We start from the raw sequence: 9,282 nt of genomic DNA on the forward strand, positions 1-9,282 counted from the left end.
CATTGAGTGCTTTGTCCCTGTCAAACTCCCGGGGACGCCCTGTTCGCGCCATGGTATTGCTCCTTTTGAAAGATTTTCATATTAAGTGATCCAGAAGTAATTGCCAAGAATTTACGCTCTCATATATAGATCATTCGATCCATATATGAGAGCCGCATGACCTCCAAGACGATACCCCTTCGCAGAAGTCCCGATGACAGATTACCTATGGCCGGCTTACTCGCCTTGGCGATGACTGGCTTCATCTGCATTATGACTGAAACTCTTCCTGCAGGTTTGCTGCCTGAGATCGGGGCTGGGCTGCATGTTTCCCCCGCCTTGGCAGGGCAGATGGTCACGGCTTACGCCTTGGGCTCCCTGAGTGCTGCGATCCCGCTAACATTGGCCACACAGCGCTGGCGGAGAAGGCGGGTTCTACTGCTGGCGATCATTGGTTTTGTAGTTTTTAACTCCATCACAGCATTCTCGACGGATTATGACCTGACCCTCGTGGCGCGATATGGCGCGGGTGCAGCGGCAGGGCTCGCCTGGGCCCTGCTGGCCGGCTATGCACGCAGAATGGTGACACCCGCTCAGCAAGGACGTGCTCTGGCTATCGCCATGGTTGGCACGCCGATCGCGCTTTCTGTAGGTGTTCCGGCGGGCACTTGGCTGGGCGCGGCTGTGGGATGGAGACTGGCCTTCTGGATCATGTCGGGTGCCACCTTGCTGTTAATTGTCTGGGTTCTGGCGAAGGTTCCTGATTTTCCAGGCCTTGCACATCATGAGCGCCAGCCGTTCGGTCATGTCCTGCGAACACCGGGGGTGCGATCTGTTCTGGGCGTCGTGGTAACATGGATGCTCGCGCATAACGTTCTCTACACTTATATCGTACCGTTCATTACACCGGCAGGGCTGGCAGGAGAGGCGGACCGCATCCTCCTGCTTTTTGGCCTTGCTGCCCTTGCAGGCATCTGGCTCACCAGTTGCACGGTCGATCATGCCCTCCGGCTTTCTGTTCTGGTCAGTCTGGCAATATTCGCTGCTGTTGCAGTTTTTTTTGCAATTGGATCAGCATCGCCTGCGGTGATCATGATTGGCGTTACGATATGGGGTCTGACTTTCGGAGGGGCCGCGACGTTGCTCCAGACGGCTCTGGCTGATGCAGCCGGGGAGGGTACAGATGTTGCGTTATCGATGAATGTCGTCGTCTGGAACAGCGCCATAGCCGGCGGTGGCCTGTTGGGTGGTGTGTTGCTGGAAACGTGGGGAGCTCTGTCATTCCCCTGGATTGTGATGGCACTCGCTGCTGTAAGCTTCCTGATCGCATGGCAAGCCCGCTCCTATGGGTTCCGACCTGGCCATCGGCTCGGGCATGGAAAAGAAAACTGAGTATTCGATGACAAGCAGCGGATTGCGTTACCGCGTGATCACGCCCTGGCTAAAGATTGGTGCGCCGCTATACCTGCCAGGACACCCGACGCTGCTGCGACCGTTGCATTATGCATCGGGCTAGCCGCATCCCCAGCTACATAGACCCCGGACACAGAGGTTGCGCCCCAGGTATCGACCTTGATGAACGGACCGGTAGGTCCGTTTTCCAGAATACAGCCCAGATCCTCGGCAATCGGGCTGGCAGGTCTGGTTTTCGGTACCGTGAACACAGCTGCGACTTCAATGAGCCGTCCATCCGCCAGCTTCACGGCATCCAAACCAGGAGCATCTCCGATGAGAGAAATGATTGGAGTACGTTCGATCACGACGCCGCGCTTGTTAAGCAACATTGCCTGCTCTGGATCAGGCTCGTAAATTCCCTGAGTGAAGTAAGTTGTTGGCCCCCAATCGGGTATTAATGTTGCCTGATGGATTGACATTGGGTTTGTGGCGATAATTCCAAGCTGATGATTGCGGACCTCATATCCGTGGCAATAAGGACAATGAAGAACGGTCTTGCCCCATCGTTCCGCTACACCAGGGATATCGGGCAAAGTATCGGAAACGCCAGTAGCGAGTATCAGCCGCTTCGCCTGAAATTTTGCTCCGTTGGCTAGAGACACAGTAAACGTCTTGCCATTCCGTGCCACCTTCTGCGCGTCGTTCTGCGCGTCGTTCTGCAAGATCTGCGCAGTTGGATATCGCCGTAATTGTGCAGTGGCTTCACGCATAATGGTGTTCGGCGCTTTGCCGTCCTGGCCGAGGAAACCATGAGACGCGTCTGCGAAGCGGTTTCGCGGTAAGCCAGCATCGATCAGCAAAACGCTCATGCGAGCCCGTGCCAGCTGAATAGCTGCCGCTTGTCCGGCAAAGCTGCCGCCTATCACGATCACATCATACATGGTTAAATCCTATTCAACTTCATATGTAATGTCTGAAGTTACATATATGCATATCAGCTTTTTGCAACTCTTGATGTGACATGATAGAAGAGCCTAAAGGGCAGGCGATGCAACTGGACGGGCGATTATCGAGAATGATGCATTTGCTGATCCATATGGATCGCGCGAATGGGCCCATCACCTCCGGTGAAGCAGCGGAAATGCTGCATACCAATCCGGTTGTTATTCGGCGTACGATGGCAGGCCTGCGGGATGTGGGGTTCGTTCGTTCCATCAAGGGGCACGCTGGCGGGTGGACGCTTCTGAAGCCGCTGGAAAGTATCTCGATGCTTGATGTCTACAAAGCCGTGGGGCAGCCACGTATTTTCGCAATTGGCCTGGCCGACCCGGCGCCCGATTGCCTCGTCGAGCAGGCCGTAAATGCGTCAATGACTAGCGCACTCGAAAAAGCTGAGGCGCTTCTGATTGCTCAACTAGGCGAGGTCACTCTTGCAGCAATCGCCAAAGATTTTGACCGGCGCTTTTCTGCGTCTTGTGCGAACTCTCCCTGAACCAGGGTAGTCTGCCGCTTTAGAGCTCAAAAAGCTTTGCAGTTACTCGATGGAATGAAGCTCAAACGTAAAGCCGCACAATGCATAAAAATGGTAGCGGCTGTTTGCACGGGACCCTTCTTCTATGTGAGGTGTGCTTTGAGAGACCTTTTTGCCATAAACCTGTCTTTCATTGCGGAAACAAACGTTCGAACATTTACGGACTGACGTTCTTTGGCAGGGAACAGGATGAAGACCGGAAGTACTGAGGCGGGGGTGTCAGTCAAAATTCTTCGAAGCTGCCCATTTTCAACAAATTGGTGAGTTTGGTAGGATAATGCCGTGACGATGCCTAGATCTTCGATGGCGGCTGTGAGAGCCGCATCGACACTGTTCACGAAAAGCCGGGGCGAGACTTTTATCGAAAAACCAGATTTCCCGCCCTGTCGCCACTCAGAATATCCCGCTGCATATTCATTAACCTCAATGAGGCTATGCGTTGCGAGATCCTCAAAGACCTGTGGCTCTCCGTGTTTCTTCAGATAAGCTGGGCTGGCAACAAAAATTTTCTGGACCTCTCCGATTTTCTGCATCTTCAGGGCGCTGTCTTGTGGAGGCGCAATCCGGATGGCGAGATCAACTCCTTCTTCCACAAGATGAACAACCCGGTCTGTCAAAAAAAGCCTGATGTTCAATTGCGGCCAGGCTTTTAAAAGTTCTGTGACAACGGGAAGGACGTGTACCCGTCCAAAAATAACGGGAGCGGTAATCGACAATACTCCTTGGGGAGCAGTCCTCGCACCTTGCGCTATAGCAATCGCACCATCTAGGTCGAAAATCGCTGCCCGACACCGAGCCAGAAACTCCACGCCTTCAGTGGTCAGATGTACAGAGCGGGTTGTACGGTTGAATAAGGAGATTCCGAGAGCTGTCTCGAGGCTTCTCACCGTCCGTGTTACCGTTGTTGCGGAAAGACCCAGCTTTCGGGATGCTCCGACAAAACTGGCGTGATCGGCCACGGCCATAAAGATCCGCAATGCCGGAAGGTCGATCAGATCTCTCTCCTGTAATCAACAAATTATAGCCACAAAACGCAATAATGAAGTGCGCTTTTGGTAGATTATCGCACGCTTTGTTGCGTGAGAAGACAACGTATCTGTTCAACCGTTTTTTTCGGGAGTTCCCCATGAAGCTCTATTATCATCCCCTTTCGGGGCATGCGCATCGGGCGCACCTCTTTCTCTCTCTTGTCGGCTTGCCTCACGAATTGACGCTTGTCGACCTTGCCGCGGGTGAGCAGAGAACTCCGGAATTTTTAAGGCTGAACGCCTTTGGAGAAATTCCCGTTCTAGATGATGACGGGACTATCATTGCGGATTCCAATGCCATCCTTGTTTATGTCGCGCGAAAAATGGGGCCATCTCATTGGCTGCCAGAGGACCTAGTAACAGAGGCGGAAATTCAACGCTGGCTGTCTGTTGCGGCAGGAAAAATCACATATGGATGCTGTGCTGCGCGTCTTGTGACAGTCTTTGGAGCCCCCTTCAATCCGGAAGAGGTCATCCAGCGTGCTCATGACACACTCAAAGTGATCGAGCAAACCTTGCTGGGCCGGACCTGGATCGCAGGAACCCAAGAACCGACAATCGCGGATGTCGCGCTTTACAGTTATGTCGCGAGAGCTCCGGAAGGAAATGTTGATCTATCAGAATACAAGGCCATTGGTAGATGGTTGCAGCGCACGGAACGCCTGGAGGGATTTGTTCCATTCGCGAATATTGTAGCGGATTTAAAAACAGGAGAGGCGCAATGAACTTCTCTCATCTGAGTCTAGATCATGTAGGCATTCGTGTGACGGATCTCGCCGTTTCCGAACGGTTTTATGCCAAATTTGGCTTCATCCGTGATCCAGAAGAATACGCTCCAGCGGTGAAAGCCTGTGGTCTACATCACCCATCCGGGCTTCGTATTCATCTTATTTTTAATGGTGTGTCAGACCCGGCTGGTAATATTCTGATGGATGTTCCTGTCAAATATCCAGGATACACACATGCGGCATTTATTATCGAAAGTATGGTGGGTCTTGTGGCCTGGCTGAAACAGGAACGGATTACGATCACAGAAGGCCCAGTGCATATGGGGCATGACAGACGCGTCGTCTGTTTTATTCGTGATCCAGACGGGAACGTTTTGGAATTTAACGAAATTCTCCAGTAATTTGTCTTTCTGGAACTCTGAATTTGATAGCCGAATGAGGACACCGATAATAAAATTCAGCCGATATCACTTAGATCGAGTACTACCAAGGTAGATTGTTCGACGCATACGCTGAACGAATGAATCAAGAAGGTCGACGCCGGTAAGCAGACTAGTCTTGAATTTCTATCTGTTCGTGCATTTTAAACCAGATCAGGGACGGAGAGAATGGAGCAGGGTTCATGAGGCGGCATGCCTACCATTCGTGGCGGCAAAGAGCGCGAGGGAGGCGAGGCACATGAGCGTTCCTGCGATCGCAAAGCCCCACCAACCTGCAATGCTGTAGAGTGCGGCCCCGCAAGACGATCCGAGCGCACCGCAGACGAACACACCGCCCATATAAGCAGCATTCAGGCGTCCGCGCGCAGTGTCGTTGAGACTGTAAACCACGCGCTGGCTGATGACCTGATTGGTTTGCACCCCACCATCCAGCAGCAGCGCAAGTACCGCGAGGACGATAATCCAACCTGCAGCGACGGCCCAGCCCGAGGTGAGAGACGTTGCGCCTACGAGTGCGATTGCGCTCAGTGTCGCCGGACGGGTCAGTCCGGCGTCAGCCAAGCGTCCTGCGAGAGGAGCGGCCAGTGCGCCGCCTGCTCCCGCGAGTGCGAAGAGGGCAATCTTGCTCTGGCTAAAGCCGAACTGGGCATGAAGCAAAAGCGGAATGGCGGTCCAGAACATGTTGAAGACAGCGAAGACGAGACCATGACAGGCGATGCGAACCCTTAACGTCCTGTATTGGACCAGAAGATGCATGATCGACCGCAAGAGGCTTCCGTAAGACATGCGACGGGTTGGGGCCTGAACGGGCAGAACGCGCGCCAGCCCAAGACCCGCGAGCATCATGACGACAGCAGAGACCCAGAACACGGCTCGCCAGCCGAACGCGGCCGCCATAGCGTTTGCGACGGGCCGCGAGAGCATGATCCCCGACAGCAGGCCGCCCATGATATTGCCGATCGTTCTGCCACGTTGACCGGGTTCCACGAAATGCGTGGCGAGCGGCAGCAGAATCTGCGACCCCACGGAACACAGACCGATGGTGACGGAAAACAGCATGAATGTCGCGACTGAGGTGCTGAGCGCCGCTCCGATCAGACTGACGACAAGCCCGGCAATCGTCAGGAGGATCAGACGACGGTTTTCGGACTGGTCGCAGAGCGGCACGATCAGGACCAACCCAGCCCCGTAGCCGAGTTGGGTCAGCGTGACGATACTTCCCGCCCATGTGGAGGAAATGGCCAGTGCACTCGTGATGGGGCCGATCAGAGCCTGCGCGTAGTAGATGTTCGCGACCGTCAGGCCGCACACCCCGGCGAACAGTCCGGTTATCGCCGGTGTCAGGCGGAATGTCGTGTGAGCGGTAGCGTTTGTCACGGGCGGCCTTCTGGCAACTTTTGAGGCGAGTGGCGGCTCAGAACGTGTTCCTGAAAATGATCTCGTCTGTCGGAAGGATGCCGCCGGTCGGGTGAGGGGACTTGGCACATTTACCGACCGCGACGAACATGACGATTTCATGGTCCTCGGGAAGATTGATCAGCTTGCCCACTGCGTCGAAGTCGAAACCGTCCATCGGGCATGTGCCGTAGCCCATGCTTTCGGCCTGTAGCATGATGGCTGCCGCTGCCATACCGCACGAGCGCATGCCTTCGTCGCGCTGGACCTGTTCGCGTCCACGATAATACTGATCGATCGCGCCGGTCATGAATTGCTGCACTTCGGTGGAGGCGTTTTCCCAGTAGCGCGTGGTGGATTTCTCCCACGCCTTGATGTCAGCGCAGAGAACCAGAAGCACGGAAGAGTCGGTAACCTGAGCTTGATCCCATGCGACGGCGCGGATCTTGGTGCGCAGTTCTGGATCGGTCACGGCGACGAAGCGCCAATTCTGGATGTTGAACGCCGTTGGCATACGGCGGGCGAGACCGAGCAGTGTGTCGAGTTCAGCGTCCGTCATGCGGTGGTCGGGATCGAAGACTTTGGTAGCGCGGCGTTGCAGAATGGCACTGGCGACGTCGAGGGGCATGACATTTCTCCTGTTGTGTGGCTCTGTTGTACAATTTACCCTGTCAACGCGGAGAGGGCATTAAGGGTGCTTAGGCTTATGAGACGGCCCGTCTGATGGGTGTTCCATCGTTCCCCTTGGCCCGTCCGGGATAGCCGTAGGCCTACAGAGTTTCATTTCGGGTGATGGCATCTTTGCTGATGCGAGGCGCCATAACACTACATTCTTTTTGGGAGGTATGATCTACCATGTATCAGGGCTGGTAATGGTTTCATGAGATCGCCTTGTGTCATACACACTACCAGCCGTGACGCTGACTGGCGATCTCTTCATCGTCGGGGATCTGTTCCCGAGACTGGGGCCGGAGCATAGCATCACTGATATCGCTTCCTATCATGTCTATGCTCCTGATTTATATGGCTATTCATGGAATTTTTCAAATGTACGGAAGGAAAAAGAAAGGCATGTTTAAGACATTACTATTTCCTAACATGCCCTTCAGGAAGAATACTAGCGCGTCATAGATTTAAACAATTGTGTCTGTTCGACCAGCGCGCGTTCGGTTGGCAACCGTTCCATACTCGATGCACCATAAAATCCATGGCAATCCGGGCAAGCCTTGAGGACTTTCTGGGCATCTTCAGGCATTGCAATCGGTCCGCCATGGCAAAGAACGATGACGTCGTCTCTCACACTTTTGGCAGCATCCGTCATCTGGTTGATCAGCGTTATACAGTCGTCCAGTGTGAATGCTGTTTCTGCACCAATATTGCCACCAGTTGTCAGGCCCATGTGGGCAACCAGAACATCCGCGCCCGCTTTTGTCATGCTGACAGCTTGCTCTGGGTCGAAGATATAAGGGGTCGTGAGCAAATCTTTCTTGCGGGCCCGAGCGACGACATCCACTTCCATAGCATAGCTCATGCCGGTTTCTTCAAGGTTTTTCCGGAATGTACCGTCAATCAGCCCGACTGTCGGGAAGTTTTGTATACCAGAAAAACCCACTCTGCGTATTTCGTCGAGGAATACATCAAAGTCCACAAATGGATCAGTCCCATTCACGCCGGCAAGTACTGGTGTGTTTGGGACAATTGGCAGCACCTCACGTGCCATATCCATAACGATCTGATTAGCATTGCCATAGGCAAGCAACCCCGCAAGTGAACCGCGTCCAGCCATGCGGTAACGACCGGAGTTGTAAATGACGATCAGATCGATGCCACCCTCCGCCTCACATTTGGCGGAAAGACCTGTTCCTGCTCCGCCTCCAACGATAGGGCGCCCTTCTGCGATGAGGCCGCGCAAACGACCAAGAATAGTTTCGCGTGCAATGCTAGGCATTGAATTCTGTCTCCTTGAACATTGTCTGAAATTCGTCCGCCATTGCCTGAGCAAAAGCAGAATCATTGAGCGCATATGGCAGGCGTATCAGCCTTCGCCTTGCGCTTTCGCGCAGCATCCCTGATAACGCCGCGACGAATGCTTCATCGGCTTCGGGATCGAAAAAGACCTCTCCAGCCGCATCAAGTAAAGAAAAGCCGCCTTCCGGTATAAAGAATGCGACGGGGCCTTCGCAGTGATTCAGGCGTTCGGCAATCATTTTCCCAATCTGACGACATTCTTCGGCTGATGTACGCATCAGTGTGATGTGTGGGTTATGCTCTACCAGAACACGATTTCTATAATTTTGTGGAACCGTATCTCGGGCAGCGAAATTGACCATGTCGAGACCACCGCAACTGCCGATATAAGGCACTTTAGTGCGTGCAACTGCGCCGAGCCGGTCTTCTCCACAAGGAAAAATACCATTCGCAATGAGGTCGCAGAATTCCGTTGTCGTAACGTCAATTACACCGCGTATGACTCCACGATCAATAAGCTGTTCCATCGAACGACCACCCGTGCCGGTGGCGTGAAACACCAAACAATCAAACTGATGATGCAAGGTATCAGTCAGGTGTGTGACGCAGGGTGTCGTGACACCAAACATCGTCAAGCCAATCGCAGGGCGTTGGTCTTCGGGTTCATGCGTCGCAGAACGCACCATACCGGCCATGGCATTCGCTGCGTTTTCGAGCACCCGCCGCGACACACGGTTCAGCCCTTGCATATCGACCACGGAATATAGAGGTGGTCCCCATTTTTCGGACAGGGCGATAAGCTATCATCTGGCCTGAAC

The 9,282-nt window shown here is 53.8% G+C and carries 9 protein-coding genes and 1 pseudogene; 4 read left to right on the plus strand and 6 right to left on the minus strand.

Annotated elements, in window-relative coordinates; genetic code table 11:
• Nucleotides 1-156 precede the first annotated feature (156 nt).
• Nucleotides 157-1,371, plus strand: a complete 1,215-nt coding sequence (locus ABF979_RS14995) for an MFS transporter (RefSeq protein WP_063904058.1) — start codon at nt 157-159, stop codon at nt 1,369-1,371.
• A gap of 38 nt (nt 1,372-1,409) precedes the next feature.
• Here the strand turns inward: ABF979_RS14995 and ABF979_RS15000 are convergent, their stop codons facing one another.
• Nucleotides 1,410-2,315, minus strand: a complete 906-nt coding sequence (locus tag ABF979_RS15000) for an NAD(P)/FAD-dependent oxidoreductase (protein ID WP_253571513.1) — start codon at nt 2,313-2,315, stop codon at nt 1,410-1,412.
• Between the two features lie 80 nt (nt 2,316-2,395).
• On the opposite strand from ABF979_RS15000, the gene ABF979_RS15005 reads away from it, so the two are divergent.
• Entirely contained in the window at nt 2,396-2,866 is a 471-nt protein-coding gene (locus ABF979_RS15005; protein WP_232309382.1) for an RrF2 family transcriptional regulator, read from the plus strand.
• A 122-nt stretch (nt 2,867-2,988) separates the two neighbouring features.
• Here ABF979_RS15005 and ABF979_RS15010 read toward each other — a convergent pair whose 3' ends face one another.
• Nucleotides 2,989-3,882, minus strand: coding sequence for a LysR family transcriptional regulator (locus ABF979_RS15010; protein ID WP_269747545.1), 894 nt, complete (start codon nt 3,880-3,882; stop codon nt 2,989-2,991).
• 149 nt (nt 3,883-4,031) lie between these two features.
• Between ABF979_RS15010 and ABF979_RS15015 the strand changes: the two genes are divergently transcribed.
• Nucleotides 4,032-4,658: a glutathione S-transferase family protein gene (locus ABF979_RS15015; RefSeq protein WP_063904081.1), complete on the plus strand. Its 627-nt coding sequence runs from the start codon at nt 4,032-4,034 to the stop codon at nt 4,656-4,658.
• Entirely contained in the window at nt 4,655-5,062 is a 408-nt protein-coding gene (locus ABF979_RS15020; RefSeq protein WP_063904056.1) for a VOC family protein, read from the plus strand. Before ABF979_RS15015 ends, ABF979_RS15020 begins: the two co-directional genes overlap by 4 nt.
• A gap of 219 nt (nt 5,063-5,281) precedes the next feature.
• On the opposite strand, the gene ABF979_RS15025 is transcribed toward ABF979_RS15020, so the two are convergent.
• The 4 genes and pseudogenes from ABF979_RS15025 to ABF979_RS15040 all read right to left on the minus strand — a co-directional run.
• Nucleotides 5,282-6,478, minus strand: a complete 1,197-nt coding sequence (locus tag ABF979_RS15025; protein WP_244178138.1) for an MFS transporter — start codon at nt 6,476-6,478, stop codon at nt 5,282-5,284.
• Between the two features lie 37 nt (nt 6,479-6,515).
• On the minus strand, nt 6,516-7,124 hold the full coding sequence (locus tag ABF979_RS15030) for a nitroreductase family protein (RefSeq protein WP_077804069.1): 609 nt from the start codon (nt 7,122-7,124) through the stop codon (nt 6,516-6,518).
• 489 nt (nt 7,125-7,613) lie between these two features.
• Nucleotides 7,614-8,444 carry a phosphoenolpyruvate hydrolase family protein gene (locus ABF979_RS15035; protein ID WP_415560578.1) on the minus strand — a complete coding sequence of 277 codons (831 nt, stop codon included), beginning with the start codon at nt 8,442-8,444 and terminating at the stop codon, nt 7,614-7,616.
• Nucleotides 8,437-9,231: pseudogene (locus ABF979_RS15040) on the minus strand (Tm-1-like ATP-binding domain-containing protein); the annotation flags it as partial. The pseudogene ABF979_RS15040 and the gene ABF979_RS15035, both read right to left, overlap by 8 nt.
• Nucleotides 9,232-9,282 lie beyond the last annotated feature (51 nt).

This window comes from Gluconobacter sp. (assembly GCF_047723935.1).
Lineage (GTDB): Bacteria > Pseudomonadota > Alphaproteobacteria > Acetobacterales > Acetobacteraceae > Gluconobacter.

What these genes read in the sequence shown, in the direction of transcription:
- ABF979_RS15030 (WP_077804069.1), bottom strand. Translation starts at nt 7,124, where the DNA reads ATGCCCCTCGACGTCGCCAGTGCCATTCTGCAACGCCGCGCTACCAAA.
- ABF979_RS15035 (WP_415560578.1), bottom strand. Translation starts at nt 8,444, where the DNA reads ATGCCTAGCATTGCACGCGAAACTATTCTTGGTCGTTTGCGCGGCCTC.
- ABF979_RS15005 (WP_232309382.1), top strand. Translation starts at nt 2,396, where the DNA reads ATGATAGAAGAGCCTAAAGGGCAGGCGATGCAACTGGACGGGCGATTA.
- ABF979_RS14995 (WP_063904058.1), top strand. Translation starts at nt 157, where the DNA reads ATGACCTCCAAGACGATACCCCTTCGCAGAAGTCCCGATGACAGATTA.
- ABF979_RS15015 (WP_063904081.1), top strand. Translation starts at nt 4,032, where the DNA reads ATGAAGCTCTATTATCATCCCCTTTCGGGGCATGCGCATCGGGCGCAC.
- ABF979_RS15000 (WP_253571513.1), bottom strand. Translation starts at nt 2,315, where the DNA reads ATGTATGATGTGATCGTGATAGGCGGCAGCTTTGCCGGACAAGCGGCA.
- ABF979_RS15020 (WP_063904056.1), top strand. Translation starts at nt 4,655, where the DNA reads ATGAACTTCTCTCATCTGAGTCTAGATCATGTAGGCATTCGTGTGACG.